This is a genomic window from Bradyrhizobium nitroreducens (assembly GCF_002776695.1).
In the GTDB taxonomy this organism is placed as follows: Bacteria; Pseudomonadota; Alphaproteobacteria; order Rhizobiales; family Xanthobacteraceae; genus Bradyrhizobium; species Bradyrhizobium nitroreducens.
Window position 1 is genome coordinate 5,110,414 of record NZ_LFJC01000003.1, and the last position, 14,569, is coordinate 5,124,982.

The window sequence follows — 14,569 nt, forward strand, 5'->3', positions numbered from 1 at the left end:
TTATTTTGAACAAGCCATTCTCGATTGTCCAGCTTATCGGCGCAATCGCGCAGGCGCATATGTGCCCTCGTCACGCGGCGCCATCCGCCGCTTCTTCGAGGAGAGCCATCATGGAGCAACGCAAACTCGGTTCAACCGGCCCCACCGTCTCCGCCCTCGGTCTCGGCTGCATGGGCATGTCGGAGGTCTACGGCCCCGCCGATCGCGGCGAGGCCGTCGCCACGGTGCATGCGGCGCTCGATGCCGGCATCACGCTGCTCGACACCGGCGATTTCTACGCCATGGGTCACAACGAGATTTTGGTGCGCGAAGCGCTGAAGGACGTCGCCCGCGACAAGGTGCGGATCAGCGTGAAGTACGGCGCGCTGCGCGGTCCCGCCGGGGACTTCATCGGAATGGACACACGGCCGGCCGCGACAAAGAATTTCCTGGCGTATTCACTGCAGCGGCTCGGCACCGATCATATCGACATCTACCGGCCGGCGCGGCTCGATCCCAGCGTGCCCATCGAGGAGACCATCGGCGGAATCGCCGATCTCGTGAAGGCCGGCTACGTCAAGCATATCGGCCTCTCCGAGGTCGGCTCCGACACCATCCGCCGCGCGCATGCCGTGCATCCGATCGCCGATCTCCAGATCGAATATTCGCTGATCGAGCGCGGCATCGAACGCGATATCCTGAGCACGTGCCGCGAGCTCGGCATCGGCATCACGGCCTACGGCGTGCTCGCGCGCGGCCTGATCAGTGGCCACTGGTCGAAGGACTCAGGCAAGGCCGGCCGTGACTACCGGCTGATGACGCCGCGCTTCCAGGGCGCAAATCTCGATGCCAATCTGGCGCTGGTGGATCAGCTGCGCATCATCGCCGCGGAGATCGGCGCAACGCCGGCGCAGGTCGCAATCGCCTGGGTGTCCACACAGGACAAGGCGATCGTGCCGCTGGTCGGCGCCCGCACCCGCACCCGTCTCACCGAAGCGCTCGGCGCAACGAAGGTGACGCTGGCGCCGGAGCATCTCGCAGCGCTGGCAAAGGCCTTTCCGCCGAACGTCGCGTCCGGCACGCGCTATGCGGCCGAGCAAATGGCGCATCTCGACAGCGAGAAGCCGGCGACGACCTGACGCGCTCAGGTGCGATGAGCGCTGAGGTCGACGACCACAGGCCCGTCGCCGTTGAGCGGATTGGCAGGATCGCGCGAATAGCGCAGCGTCTCGAAGCGCATCGCGCGCGCATCGATCATCAGGAGGCGGCCGACCAGGCCATCGCCGAAACCGACGATCTCGCGGATCGCCTCCAGCGCCATCATCGAGCCGAGCACGCCCGCCAATGCGCCCATGACGCCGGCTTCCGCGCAGGCCGGCACGGTACCGGGCGGCGGCGCCTCCGGAAACAGGCAGCGATAGGTTGGGTTGAACTCGCCCTGCTCGTTCCTCTCATGCGCGCGAATGGTGGTGAGCGAGCCGTCGAAGGTGCCGAGCGCGGCGGTGATCAGCGGCCGCTTGGCGAAGAAGCAGGCGTCCGAAGCCAGATAGCGCGTCAAGAAATTGTCGGAGCCGTCGAGCACGAGATCGTAATCGCCGATCAGGCTGAGCGCATTGTCGGCGTTGAGCCAGGTGGCATGGCCGACGAAGCGGACATGCGGATTGAGCGCCGCGATCCGCTCGGCGGCGCTCTCGACCTTGTGCCGGCCGATATCCGGCGTGGTGTGGATCACCTGGCGCTGGAGATTCGACAGCGACACCACGTCGTCATCGACCACGCCGAGCGTGCCGACGCCGGCCGCGGCCAGATACATCAGGGCGGGCGCGCCGAGGCCACCGGCACCGATCACCAGCACGGAGGCCCGCTTCAGCGCGGCCTGGCCCGGTCCGCCGACATCGCGCAGCACGATATGGCGGGCATAACGTTCGAGTTCGTCCGGGCTCAGCATCGTCTTTCGTTCCTCTCAAGCCTCCTGGTGAGGAGGCGCGAAGCGCCGTCTCCGGACGATGCTTCGCATCGCCGGGCGAACCATGAAGGCCCCGATCTCGCCTGCGGCCATCCTTCGAGACGCGGCCTTGCGGCCGCTCCTCAGGACGAGGACCTGGGTACGCGTCTCAGCTCGCGCCTGAACCAGCCCAACATTGTTCGCGACCAACGAGATGTGCTTCAATGCCATTGCGTTCAATGGGCGGGTTGGATTTGTCATGAGATCGATGCTTACGGCAACCTTGATGTTTGCGACTGCGACGGCCGCGAACGCCCAGATGACGACACAACCGATCGCCGGCGCCAAGCCGAAGACGGTCCAGACCGTGCCGATTCAACCTCCCGCAATGCAGACGCCGTCGGCGACAGCCGAAGCCATGGCAAAGGCAGAGCGACTGTCTCTGCAATCCGACCTCGCCTGGGTCGGCCAGTACAACGGTGCCATCACCGGCGACGTCAGCGAGCGCATGGTCAACGCCATCAAGGATTACCAGAAGGCCAAGGGCGGCAAGCCGACCGGCGTGCTCAACCCGCAGGAGCGCGCCGCGCTCGCCGAGACGGCGCGAAAGAAGCAGGACGGCGTCGGCTGGAAGATCGTGACGGAGCCGACCAGCGGCGCCCGGCTCGGCATCCCCTCCAAGCTCGTGCCGCAGCAGGCGAGCGACGCCAACGGCTCGAAATGGACCTCGCCGACCGGAACCGTGCAGGTGCTGCTCAGCCGCCGCAAGGAAGCGAACCCGACCTCGGCGAAACTCGCGGAGCTGGAGAAGGAGCCGTCCGGGCGCAAGGTCGACTACACCGTGGTGAAGCCCGACTTCTTCGTGCTGTCGGGCTTGCAGGGCCTCAAGAAATTCTACGTCCGCGGCACCTTCAAGGGCGACGAGGTCCGCACCATGACGATCCTCTACGACCAGGCGACCGAGAACACGGTCGAGCCGGTCGTGATCGCGATGTCGAGCGCCTTCAACGCGTTCCCGTCGGGCCCGCAGGCCGGGCCGCCGCCGCGCAAGACCGTCGAATACGGCACCGGCCTCGTCGTCAGCGACGACGGTGCGATCGTAGCCGACCGCCTCGTCACCGACGGCTGTCTCGCGATCACGGTCGCCGGCCATGGCAGTGCCGACCGTCTTGCCGAAGACAAGGAGCGCGGTCTGGCGCTTCTGCACATCTACGGCGCGCGCGGCCTCAAGCCGCTCGGCCTCGCTGGCGGCGCGGCGAAGACGAACGTCGACGTCGTCGGCATCGCCGATCCGCAGAGCCAGGGCGGCGCAGGCGGCGTGTCGGTCGTCAAGGCTGCGCTGGCGCCAGTCCCGAGCAGCGATGCCATGCTGTCGCCGCCACCGGCGGTCGGGTTCTCCGGTGGTCCCGCAATCGATGGCGACGGCAGGTTCGCCGGCATTGCGCTGTTGAAGCCGGCAACGCTGGCGGGACCTGCGACATCGGTGCCGGCCTCGCAGGCCGTGATGGTGTCCGCAGATGCCGTGCGCGATTTCCTGAAGGCCAACCAGATCACCGCGAACGGCACTTCAACGGATGCAAAGGCCGCCGTCGTCCGCGTGATCTGCGTGCGGAAATAAGCTCACCAGAAATCGTGCGCGCTCCTGTCCCGGACGCGCTGCGGCATGACATGCCGCTCGGCTGAGCCGGGACTCATGCTTCCTCGAATTCCGTGCAAATGGCTTCCTGGGCCCCGTTCCGGCAGCGCATCACTGCCGTGCTGCGCTTTGTCCGGGAGGCGAGATCAACTGACCCACGAACACATCATACGTACGACTACGGGTCCGGTAATGGTACGGATTCGCTGGCATTCCCCATTCCGCCATCATCGTTACTGCTGATTCGGACCTCCGCGATCCCCTTTGGATCGGGCCGGCACGTCCTGAGCGAGAAGAGCTCAGCATCGAGATCGATGCACGTTCGCGTGGCGTATTCCTGACCCAGAACTCCAAAGGATTGATCTTCAAATGCACACGATCGTTTTGGCCACCCAAAAGGGCGGCAGTGGCAAGAGCACGCTCGCCATCGGCCTCGCACTGGCAGCCAAGCAGGCTGGCTTCACCGTTCGCCTGATCGAAACCGACCCGCAGGGCACCCTCTCCAACTGGCAACGCCGCCGCAACGCCGACGATCTCGTCGTCGAGCCGATCTACCATGCTGCCGACATCGAGCCGCGCCTGAAGATGCTGGCGGACAGCGGCCTGCAGCTCGCGATCGTCGATACTGCGGCCGGCCTGTCTGCCGCCACCACCGTGGCGATCCGCAATTCCGATCTCTGCCTGATCCCGGCCCGCCCGAGCGTCGCCGACATCGAGGCGACCGCCTCGACGCTCAGCGTCGCGCGCGCCTGGAAGCGGCCCTATAGCTTCGTGCTCAACCAGACGCCGATCCGCGGCCAACGCATCGACAATGCCGCAGGCGCGCTCGCCGAGGAAGCCGCGCTCGATCTCACCGAAGTGCTCGCGCGCCCGTTGATCGTGATGCGCAACGACCACCAGGACTCGCTCGCCAGCGGTCTCGCCGTCAGCGAGTTCGCGCCGAACGGCAAGTCGGCGGACGAGATCCGCGGCCTCTGGCGCTGGATCGAGACCCGGCTCGAGCTCGAAGCCACGACCAACGTCCTGATCGACCAAGTGATGTCGGCTGCGGACGGCATGCTTCACGTTGCCGCCGAGCACGCGGCGGACGAGACCACGACCCTGGCGTCCTGAGCGGGGCGATCGCTCGGACGGCAGTCGGCCCTTCACCATCCGGAAGGGCCCCAGCGACGAAGCAATCCGGCCACCAGCCCGGCCGGATTGCTTCGCTTCGCGTTTTTGACGAGGGCCAACACGCTCTCGAACAAGAATCTCGAAAACAACCCCATGCACAGTAGAACGGCTCCCCGCCGCGTCACCTCGGCGGCGGCGCGCAGACGTCTGACTCAGCGGGCAAAACGGCTGTTCGCGAGCATTCGTAGCCCGGATGGAGCGCAGCGCAATCCGGGGCGCCTGCATCCGTCGCGCGAAGGTCCCGGATTACGCTGCACTCCATCCGGGCTACGATGCTACGTCACTTCTGACATTTCGGGCACCAGAAGGTCGAGCGGCCATTCTGGGTGAAGCGCTTGATCGTGCCGCCGCAAGCTGGCGTCGTGCATTTCTCGCCTTCGCGATCGTAGACCTTGAACGAATGCTGGAAGTAGCCGAGCTCGCCCGAGGTCTGGCGATGGTCACGCAGACTGGAGCCGCCGGCCTTGATGGCGTCGTTCAGCACGGTGTGGATCGCGCCGACCAATCGCTTGGCATGGTCCGTGGGCTCGCCCTTCCTGGTCGACAGGGTCGCGGCGATCCGGCGCGGCGACAGATGCGAGCGATGCAGCGCTTCGCAGACATAGATGTTGCCAAGCCCCGCCACCACGCGCTGGTCGAGCAGCGCCGCCTTCAGGCTGGTGGTCTTGCCTTGGCAGGAGCGCGCCAGCATCGCGGCGTCGAATTCGTTGCCGAGCGGCTCGGGGCCGAGATCGCGCAGCAGCGGCTCTTCGTCCAGCGCATTGCGCGCGATCACTTTCATGTAACCGAAGCGGCGCGGATCGTTGAAGACGATATCGGCGCCGGAGGACATCCGAAACAGCACATGGTCGTGCACGGAATCCTTAGCCCTAGGATAGTGAAACTCGCCGGGCGCGGCCTCGTTGTCCGGCTTGATGACGCGGAACGAGCCCGACATGCCCAGATGCATCAGCAGCACGTCGCCCGAGGCGAGGTCGGCCATGAGATATTTTGCGCGGCGGCCGAGGCCCGTGACGACCTGGCCCTTGAGCCGGGCCACGAAATCAGGCTGGAACGGAAAGCGGAGATCCGGCCGACGGGCCTCCGCGACCAGGATTTTCGCACCCTCCATGACAGGCTGAAGGCCGCGGCGGACGGTCTCGACTTCGGGCAATTCGGGCATGGTCAGGCATTCACCTTATGAGGGCGGTGTGATAGCGCCATTGCGGCGGGCGCGCTATGGTCCGCCCAGTGGAGTAGAGTAATGGATCGGCCGGGCGAAACCACGCATTTTGGCTTCAAGGACGTTCCCCTCGGGGACAAGCAGACGCTGGTGAACGACGTGTTTCACAGCGTGGCGTCGCGCTATGATCTGATGAACGACCTGATGTCCGGTGGCCTGCACCGGGTCTGGAAGGACATCATGATCAATGCCCTCAACCCGCCCAGGGGCGACCGGCCCTTCGCATTGCTCGACGTCGCCGGCGGCACCGGCGACATCTCGTTCCGCGCCGCCAAGGCCGCGGGCCCCGGCTTCCATGCCACCGTCTGCGACATCAATTCCGACATGCTCGCCGTGGGCCGCGAGCGCGCCGCCAAGCGCCATCTCGAGACCCAGGTCGATTTCGTCGAAGGCAATGCCGAAGCGCTCGCCTTCGCCGACCGCAGCTTCGACGCATATACGATCGCTTTCGGCATCCGCAACGTGCCACAGATCGACCTTGCGCTGCGCGAAGCTTATCGCGTGCTGAAGCCCGGCAGCCGCTTCCTGTGCCTGGAGTTCTCCACCGTGGAGATGCCCGGGCTCGACAAGCTCTATGATCTGTTCTCGTTCAAGGTGATCCCGCCGCTCGGCCGCATGATCACGGGCGATGCCGAGTCCTACCAATATCTCGTCGAATCCATCCGCAAGTTTCCGAAACCCAACGCCTTCGCCGACATGATCCGCGAGGCCGGCTTTTCCCGCGTCAGCTGGCAGACACTCTCCGGCGGCATCGTCGCTCTGCATTCGGGTTGGCGTTTGTGATTTCTGCCATCACCCACACTGCGCGCCTGATGCGCGCTGCGTTCGTGTTCGCGCGCGAGGGCGTGTTCGGCTCGGTCGATCCGAGCCTCGTGCCACCGCCCGGGCAGCTCGCGCTGAAGCTTGCACGCATCATCGAACGTCGTGGTCCGAAGCACGGACCGCGGCTGTCGCGCGCGCTGACCCGGATGGGTCCGGCCTATCTCAAGCTCGGGCAGTTTCTGGCCACGCGGCCCGACGTCGTCGGCGTCATCATGGCGCGCGACCTGGAAAGCCTCCAGGATCGCCTGCCGCCGTTTTCGCAGGCCGAAGCGGAAGCCGCGATCGCGACCTCGCTGGAGCGTCCGCTGACGGAGGTGTTCGCCAAGCTCGGTCCGCCGGTCGCGGCCGCCTCTATCGCACAGGTGCATCGCGGCGAGGTGCTGCACGACGGCATCCGCAAGGCGGTCGCCGTGAAGGTGCTGCGGCCGAACGTCGCCGCGCGCTTCCGCCGCGATCTCTCCGATTTCTTCTTCGTCGCACACAAGGCCGAGACCTATTCGGCGGAGGCGCGGCGGCTGCGCCTGGTCGAGGTCATCAACACCATGTCGCGCTCGGTCGCGATGGAGATGGACCTGCGCCTGGAGGCGGCCGCGCTGTCGGAGATGGCGGAGAACACGCAGGGCGACCCCGACTTCCGCGTGCCTGCAGTCGACTGGGACCGCACCACGCACAACGTGCTGACGATGGAGTGGATCGACGGCATCGCGCTGAACGATCACAAGCGCCTCGAGGAGTCGCAGGTCGACCTGCCCGATCTCGGCCGCAAGGTGATCCAGAGTTTTCTGCGGCACGCGCTGCGCGACGGCTTCTTCCATGCCGACATGCATCCGGGCAATCTGTTCCTGGATGACGCGGGACGACTCGTCGCGGTCGATTTCGGCATCATGGGCCGGCTCGGGATGAAGGAGCGGCGCTTCCTCGCCGAAATCCTGCTCGGCTTCATCACCCGCGATTATCGCCGCGTCGCCGAGGTGCATTTCGAGGCGGGCTATGTGCCCGCGCATCACTCGGTGGAGAATTTCGCGCAAGCGATTCGCGCCATTGGCGAGCCGATTCACAACCGCACGGCGGAAGAGATCTCGATGGCGCGGCTGTTGACGCTGCTGCTCGAGGTCACCGGCCTGTTCGACATGACGACGCGGCCCGAGCTGATCCTGCTGCAGAAGACCATGGTGGTGGTCGAAGGCGTGGCGCGCGGCTTCGATCCGAAGCTCGACATCTGGAAGGTCGCCGACCCCGTGGTGCGCGAATGGATCGAGCGCAATCTCGGCCCGATCGGCCGGGTGCAGGGCGCACTTGCCGGGACCGGAGACATCGCGCGCGTGCTGATGCGCCTGCCCGAGATCGCCGAGCGATCCGTGAAGGTGCTGGAGCAGCTCGAAACCATGACGCGGGAGGGCATCAGGCTTTCGCCTGACAGCATCGCCGCAATGGGCCGCAGCGAAGGTCGCAAGAACCGTTGGCGCACCGTCGCGCTGTGGATCATTGCCGCGACCTTCATCGGGATCCTGATTGCGGTCCGGAATTTGTGATTGCACTGCAATCATGCGAGTGATAGCATCGCAATCATTCCGTGCTGGAGGGCGCCGTGGCAAGCCTGACCATCCGCAAGCTCGACGAGGGCGTCAAAACCTATTTGCGGCTGCGCTCGGCCAAGAATCACAGGTCGGTCGAGGAAGAGGTCCGGGTCATCCTGCGCGAGCTGATCGAGGGCCGCGAGGAGCCGCTGACGCCGTTTTCGGCGCCGCCGGCACCATCGACCAGCCCGACGCCCCAGCGCACCGGCGCCCTTCCCGAGGCCGGCGTGACCCTGATCATCGGCGGCGGCATCGCGGCCTACAAGTCGCTCGACCTGATCCGAAGGCTGAAGGAGCGGCGCATCGAGGTCCGCTGCGTGCTGACCAAGGCCGCGCAGCAATTCGTCACCCCGCTGGCCGTGAGCGCGCTGTCACATGAGCGCGTCTATACCGACCTGTTCGACCCCCAGAGCGAGTTCGACGCCGGCCACATTCGCCTGGCGCGCGACTGCGACCTGATCGTGGTGGCGCCAGCCACCGCAGACCTGATGGCGAAGATGGCGAACGGCCATGCCGACGACCTCGCCAGCGCCATCCTGCTCGCAACCAACCGAAAGATCCTGCTGGCGCCGGCGATGAATCCGCTGATGTGGAGCAACGCGGCGACCCGGCGCAACGTCGCACAGCTGCAGCGCGACGGTGTGGTGCTGGTCGGGCCGAATTCCGGCGAGATGGCGGAGGCCGGCGAAGCGGGCGTCGGCCGCATGTCGGAAGCGATCGAGATCGCCAATGCCGCCGAACGCCTGTTGCGGCCGCCGGTGCCGCGGCCGCTCGCCGGCAAGCGCGTGCTGATCACCGCAGGGCCCACCCACGAGCCGATCGATCCGGTGCGCTACATCGCCAACCGCTCTTCCGGTAAGCAGGGTTTTGCCATTGCCGCGGCCGCGCAGGCCGCCGGCGCCGAGGTGATCCTGGTCAGCGGCCCGGTCGATCTCGACGATCCCGCCGGCGTGACGGTGAAGCACGTGGAATCCGCGCGGCAGATGCTGGAGCAGGTGCAATCAGCGCTTCCCGCCGACATCGCGATCTTCGCCGCCGCCGTCGCCGACTGGCGCGTCGCGAGCGAGGGCGAGCAGAAGCTGAAGAAGACCTCGGCCGGCATGCCGCCGCTTCAGCTGGTCGAGAACCCCGACATTCTCGCGACGATCTCCAAGCTGACGGACAAGCGCCCGCCGCTGGTGATCGGCTTTGCCGCCGAGACCGAGCATCTGATCGACAACGCCAAGACCAAGCTCGCCCGCAAGGGCTGCGACTGGATCGTCGCCAACGACGTCTCGCCGGCGACCGGCGTGATGGGCGGCGACCGCAACACCGTGCATCTGATAAGCCGGAAGAATGGCGAGAAGGACGGCGAGATTGCAGTTGATTCCTGGCCGGTGATGACCAAAGAACAAGTCGCCATCGAACTGGTCGCGCATATCGCAAAGAGCGTGACCGACAAATCCCTGGAGCCGGCGTCTTGAGCACGAAGGTCGCGGTCGAACTGCAGCAACTGGCGCATGCCGATGGCCTGCCACTGCCGGCCTATCAAACCGCGGAAGCCGCAGGGCTCGATTTGATGGCGGCGGTGGCGGACAGCGAGCCGTTGACGCTCGCACCCGGCCAATATGCGCTGGTGCCAACGGGCCTTGCGATCGCGCTGCCGCCCGGGCACGAGGCGCAGGTGCGCCCGCGCTCGGGGCTTGCGGCCAAGCACGGAATCACCGTGCTGAACTCGCCGGGCACGATCGACGCGGACTATCGCGGCGAGATCAAGGTGATCCTGATCAATCACGGCGCTGCACCGTTCGTGATCAAGCGCGGCGAGCGCATCGCCCAGATGGTGATCGCACCCGTCGTGCAGGCCGCGCTGATTCCCGTCGCCACATTGGCAGCAACCGATCGCGGCGCCGGCGGCTTTGGCTCGACCGGACGCTAACACGCGGCAATTCCAGCCGAATCATCCCGAAGAACTACGTACGCTGGAACACCCCGCCCGGCATTTTTTAGGGACCGCTTTTCCGTTCACGATCTGGACTCTTACCGGCGGAGTCACGGTGAGGGTATTGTCCTTTGATTCGCGCGCGACGGGGGTCGCCGCGCGTAGATTCGTGCGGTCTTGGGGCAACTATGTCAGGCGTGATCGTGTCGATGCGTCGGACGCTGCTGTCGTGCACATCGCTTGCGCGCAACGGCCTGTTGGGAGGCGCTCTCGCAGCGCTGCTGCCGGCTGCGCCGGCCGAGGCCGCCGACCTCATCGACACCCTCTCCATCATGCTGGATTTCAACCGGCAGGAACTCGCGGTGCTCGCCACCGCGCTGGCGCTGCTCGGCTTCTCGGTGATGGCCGCGATCCTGCTGATGCGGACGCGGGTGCGGACCGCGAAGAACGAGGCGCGGCTGCGCGCCCGGATCGGGGAACTACAGCTGCAGGCCGACCGCTTCGGGGCGCTGCTGTTCGCCGAGCCGCAGATCCTGATCTCCTGGCCCGCCGGCGACAACCGCGCGCAGATTTCCGGCGACATCTCCATGGTGCTGCCGCGCGACTCCTCGCCGCAACGCGTGCTCGCCTTCGGAACCTGGCTGCCGCCGGAACCGGCGCTGCAGATGGACCACGCGGTCGACGCGCTGCGTGATCGCGGCGACGGGTTCCAGCTGACGCTGACCACCGCTCACGGCCACACGCTAGAAGCAATCGGCCGCGCCATCGGCGGCCAGGCCATTGTCCGGATTCGCGAACTCTCCGGGCTCCGCCGCGATCTGGCCGAGACCAATCTGCGTTACAAGGCGCTCTCGGACGAGACCGAGATGCTGCGCGGCTTTGCCGCCGCCGCCCCCTGGCCGATCTGGGCCAAGGGCGAGAACGGGGCCCTCACTTTCGCCAACCCGGCCTATGTGCGCGCGACCGAGGCGGCCAGCGTCACCGACGCACAGGAGCGCAAGCTCGAATTGCTCGACAGCGCCGACCGCACCGCGATGGAGCGGGGCCTGAAGGACGCCGAGAGCTTCACCTCGCGGCTGCCGATCGTGATCGGCGGCGAGCGGCGCATCTACGACGTGCGCGCGGTCAATGTCGGCAGCGGCAGCGTCGGCGTTGCCATCGATGCCAGCGAAGCCGATGCGCTGAGCTCGGCGCTGGTGCGGATGGCGGAGGCGCATCGCCGTACGCTGGACCAACTCTCCTCGGGCGTTGCCGTATTCGACGGCCAGCGCCGCCTTGCCTTCTACAACGATTCCTACCGCCGGCTGTGGGACCTCGATCGCAGCTTCCTCGACGCCAACCCTGATGATTCGAGCGTGCTCGACCAGCTCCGCGCCGCGCGCAAGCTGCCGGAGCAGCCCGATTTCCGCGCCTGGAAAGCCAAGCTGCACGAGGCGTATCGTGCGGTCGAGGCTGCCAAGGACACCTGGTACCTGCCGGATGGCCGCGCGCTCTCGGTCGTCACCACGCCGAATCCGGAAGGCGGCGTCACCTATCTGTTCGACGACGTCACCGAGAGCCTCGAGCTGGCCCGCCGCTTCGACGGCATGATCCGCGTCCAGCGCGAGACGCTGGACAGCCTCGCCGAGGGCGTCGCGGTGTTCGGCAGCAACGGCAAGGCGCAGCTGTTCAACCCGGCCTTCGTCCGGATGTGGAAGCTGTCCGCCGATGCCATGCGCGACGAGCCGCACATCCAGACGGTGGAAGGCTGGTGCCATCAACTGTTCGACGACCCCGCGGTCTGGCGCCAGATCCGCGAAGCCGTCACCTCGATCGAGAGCCGCGCCGACGTACCGCTGAAGCTGGAGCGCAAGGACGGCAGCGTGCTCGACGGCATGATCCGGCCGCTGCATGACGGCGCGACCATGCTGACGTTCCAGGACATCACCGACACCGAGAATGTCGAGCGCGCGCTGCGCGAGCGCAACGAGGCGCTGGAGGCCGCCGACCAGATGAAGGTGGATTTCGTCCACCACGTCTCCTACGAGCTGCGTTCGCCGCTGACCACCATCATCGGCTTCGCGCATTTCCTCAGCGACCCCTCGACCGGGCCGCTGACGCCGAAGCAGGCCGAATATCTCGACTACGTCACCAAATCGACCAACGCGCTGCTGGCGCTCACCAACAACATCCTCGATCTCGCCACCATCGATGCCGGCGCGATGAAGCTGGAACTCGGGCCCGTCGACGTCAGCAAGACCATCGAGCTCGCCGCCGAGGGCATCCAGGACCGGCTCGCCACCGACCGCATCCGCCTCAAGGTCGAGATCGCGCCCGATGTCGGCAGCTTCGTCGGCGACGAGAAGCGCGTGGTGCAGGTGCTCTATAACCTCCTCGCCAACGCCGTCGGGTTTTCTCCACAGGATTCCACCGTCGGTATCAGCGCACGGCGCACCGAACGCAGCGTGGTCTTCACCGTGACAGATTCCGGGCCTGGAATACCTGCCGACATGAAGGACAAGGTGTTCAACTGGTTCGAAAGCCGCTCGCAGGGCTCGCGTCACCGCGGCGCCGGACTCGGCCTCTCGCTGGTGCGCTCCTTCGTCGAGCTGCATGGCGGCAAGGTGCGGGTGGATTCGATCGTCGGCCGCGGCACGGTCGTGATCTGCGATTTCCCGACCGACCAGGCGGCGCATCGCGACGCCGCCGAATGACCCAACCCACGACATTCTCCGTCGCGCTCCACAACGAGACGGCGACCGCGCAATTGATGGCCGATCTCGCACTGCTGGTCGGACCGGGCGATGTCATCACCCTCACCGGCGATCTCGGCGCGGGAAAGACCGCGGCGGCCCGCAGCCTGATCCGCTATCTCGCCGGCGACGACGAGCTGGAGGTACCGAGCCCGACCTTCACGCTGGTGCAGGGCTATGAGCTGCCGCCCTTCCCGGTGCTGCACGCCGACCTCTACCGCGTCGAGGACGAAAGCGAGCTCGAGGAGATCGGGCTGTCGCCGCTTCCCGATGCGACGCTCGTCCTGATCGAATGGCCGGAGCGCGCGCCGTCGGCCATGCCCGCCGATCGCATCGACATCGCGCTGACGCATCGGCCGGCGCTGGGCTCGAATGCGCGCGCGGCCGACATCACCGGTTACGGCAAGAGCGCCGCCATCGTTGCGCGGTTGCAGGCGCTGCGCGAATTCCTCGATGCATCCGGATATATCGACGCAACGCGCAAGCGCATGGCCGGCGACGCCTCGACGCGTTCCTATGCGCGGCTGCTGCGCGACGACGGCGTCGTCATCCTGATGAATTCTCCGCAACGGCCCGATGGTGCGGCGCTCTACAACGGAAAATCCTACAGCGCCGCGGTTCATCTCGCCGAGAATATCAAACCCTTCGTCGCCATCGACGAAGGCCTGCGCGCGCAGGGGCTCTCGGCGCCCGCGATCCATCATTTCGATCTCGACCACGGCTTCCTGATCTCGGAGGATTTCGGCAGCGAGGGCGTGATCGAAGGCGATCCGCCGCGACCGATCGTCGAGCGCTACGAGGTCGCGACCGACGCGCTGGCCGCGCTGCACGGCAAGACGCTGCCCGAGACGCTGCCGCTGGACGGACAGACCTATGAGATCCCCGTCTTCGACGTCGAGGCAATGCTGATCGAGATCGGCCTGATGCCGGAATGGTATCTGCCCGATCGCAACGCGCCGCTGAGCGAGGCGGCGCGCACAGAGTTCTTCGCGATGTGGCGCGAGCTGCTGAAGAAGCCGCTGGCCGCGCCGAGGACGTGGATCATCCGCGATTATCATTCGCCCAATTTGATCTGGCTCGGGACACGCACCGGCATCGGGCGCGTCGGCGTGATCGATTTCCAGGATACCGTGCTCGGTCCGCAATCCTATGACGTGGTGTCGCTGCTTCAGGACGCCCGGATCGACGTCCCTGAAAACATCGAGCTGACGCTGCTGTCGCGCTACATCAAGGCGCGCCGCGCCAACGATGCAGGCTTCGATGCGGCCGGCTTCGCCGAGCTCTACGCGATCATGTCGGCGCAGCGGAATACGCGGCTGCTCGGCACCTTCGCTCGCCTCAACCGCCGCGACGGCAAGCCGCATTATCTGCGTCACCAGCCGCGGATCTGGACCTATCTGCAGCGCTCGCTGGCCCACCCCGCGCTGGGCTTCCTGCGCGACTGGTATCTCGCCAACGTTCCCCCGCCCCAAAGGGCTTCAGAAGGCTGATTCGAGGCCCGATTTACCGGCTGTTAGCCAAGACGTCGGTATTCTGGCGGCCAGGCAGCCGAGAAAATACGG

At 66.3% G+C, this 14,569-nt stretch carries 11 protein-coding genes; 9 read left to right on the forward strand and 2 right to left on the reverse strand.

Annotated elements, in window-relative coordinates:
- The first annotated feature begins 110 nt into the window (after nt 1-110).
- Nucleotides 111-1,118: an aldo/keto reductase gene (locus TSA1_RS24730; protein ID WP_100178612.1), complete on the forward strand. Its 1,008-nt coding sequence runs from the start codon at nt 111-113 to the stop codon at nt 1,116-1,118.
- Nucleotides 1,119-1,123: 5 nt separating this feature from the next.
- On the opposite strand, the gene TSA1_RS24735 is transcribed toward TSA1_RS24730, so the two are convergent.
- Nucleotides 1,124-1,927, reverse strand: coding sequence for a HesA/MoeB/ThiF family protein (locus TSA1_RS24735; protein ID WP_100178613.1), 804 nt, complete (start codon nt 1,925-1,927; stop codon nt 1,124-1,126).
- Nucleotides 1,928-2,183: 256 nt separating this feature from the next.
- Between TSA1_RS24735 and TSA1_RS24745 the strand changes: the two genes are divergently transcribed.
- Both TSA1_RS24745 and TSA1_RS24750 read left to right on the forward strand, forming a co-directional pair.
- Entirely contained in the window at nt 2,184-3,542 is a 1,359-nt protein-coding gene (locus tag TSA1_RS24745; protein WP_174719059.1) for a peptidoglycan-binding protein, read from the forward strand.
- Between the two features lie 387 nt (nt 3,543-3,929).
- The gene (locus TSA1_RS24750) at nt 3,930-4,673 is read left to right on the forward strand and encodes a ParA family protein (RefSeq protein ID WP_100178616.1); all 744 of its coding nucleotides are present in this window, start codon (nt 3,930-3,932) and stop codon (nt 4,671-4,673) included.
- 340 nt (nt 4,674-5,013) lie between these two features.
- On the opposite strand, the gene mutM is transcribed toward TSA1_RS24750, so the two are convergent.
- Nucleotides 5,014-5,895, reverse strand: a complete 882-nt coding sequence (gene mutM, locus TSA1_RS24755) for a bifunctional DNA-formamidopyrimidine glycosylase/DNA-(apurinic or apyrimidinic site) lyase (protein ID WP_100178617.1) — start codon at nt 5,893-5,895, stop codon at nt 5,014-5,016.
- 81 nt (nt 5,896-5,976) lie between these two features.
- Here mutM and ubiE point away from each other — a divergent pair, with 81 nt between their 5' ends.
- The 6 genes from ubiE to tsaE all read left to right on the forward strand — a co-directional run bounded on the left by ubiE (nt 5,977) and on the right by tsaE (nt 14,497).
- Nucleotides 5,977-6,738, forward strand: coding sequence for a bifunctional demethylmenaquinone methyltransferase/2-methoxy-6-polyprenyl-1,4-benzoquinol methylase UbiE (gene ubiE / locus TSA1_RS24760; RefSeq protein WP_100178618.1), 762 nt, complete (start codon nt 5,977-5,979; stop codon nt 6,736-6,738).
- Nucleotides 6,735-8,309, forward strand: coding sequence for a 2-polyprenylphenol 6-hydroxylase (ubiB, locus tag TSA1_RS24765; protein WP_100181315.1), 1,575 nt, complete (start codon nt 6,735-6,737; stop codon nt 8,307-8,309). The genes ubiE and ubiB overlap by 4 nt, the downstream gene beginning before the upstream one ends.
- Before the next feature lie 56 nt (nt 8,310-8,365).
- A complete protein-coding gene (gene coaBC, locus TSA1_RS24770) occupies nt 8,366-9,817 on the forward strand; it encodes a bifunctional phosphopantothenoylcysteine decarboxylase/phosphopantothenate--cysteine ligase CoaBC (protein ID WP_100181316.1) in 1,452 nt (483 codons plus the stop codon).
- On the forward strand, nt 9,814-10,272 hold the full coding sequence (gene dut / locus TSA1_RS24775; protein WP_100178619.1) for a dUTP diphosphatase: 459 nt from the start codon (nt 9,814-9,816) through the stop codon (nt 10,270-10,272). The genes coaBC and dut overlap by 4 nt, the downstream gene beginning before the upstream one ends.
- A 191-nt stretch (nt 10,273-10,463) precedes the next feature.
- The gene (locus TSA1_RS24780) at nt 10,464-12,968 is read left to right on the forward strand and encodes a sensor histidine kinase (protein ID WP_100178620.1); all 2,505 of its coding nucleotides are present in this window, start codon (nt 10,464-10,466) and stop codon (nt 12,966-12,968) included.
- Entirely contained in the window at nt 12,965-14,497 is a 1,533-nt protein-coding gene (tsaE, locus tag TSA1_RS24785) for a tRNA (adenosine(37)-N6)-threonylcarbamoyltransferase complex ATPase subunit type 1 TsaE (RefSeq protein WP_100178621.1), read from the forward strand. The genes TSA1_RS24780 and tsaE overlap by 4 nt, the downstream gene beginning before the upstream one ends.
- The last annotated feature ends 72 nt before the right edge of the window (nt 14,498-14,569 follow it).